A 300-nucleotide genomic window follows, 5' to 3' on the forward strand; every position below is an offset into this window, starting at 1 on the left:
GTAGTAGCTTTCCCCCCTCTATCCCCCACAGCTCTTAATAGGGGTAAAGCTTGGGTGTAGTAGTCTAGGGCTGTTTGTTTTTCTCCCAGGGCGTCGTACACAGCGCCAATATTGTTGAGAGTAGCAGCTTCCCCCCCTCTATCCGCCACAGCCCTTGATAGGGGTAAAGCGTGGTTGTAGTAGTCTAGGGCTGGTTGTTTTTCTCCCAGGGAGTCGTACACAGGGCCAATATTGTTGAGAGTAGGAGCTTCCCCTCCTCTATCCTCCACAGCCCTTCTTAGGGGTAAAGCTTGGTTGTAT

1 protein-coding gene is annotated in these 300 nt (G+C 51.7%); it reads right to left on the minus strand.

All coding sequences use genetic code 11. The features are described from left to right. The coding region (locus tag P5683_RS26145) for a tetratricopeptide repeat protein (protein WP_315669529.1) at positions 1–300 on the minus strand (300 nt) is incomplete at both ends.

It is taken from the genome of Limnospira sp. PMC 1279.21 (assembly GCF_032349615.1).
GTDB classification, from domain to species: Bacteria; Cyanobacteriota; Cyanobacteriia; order Cyanobacteriales; family Microcoleaceae; genus Limnospira; species Limnospira fusiformis.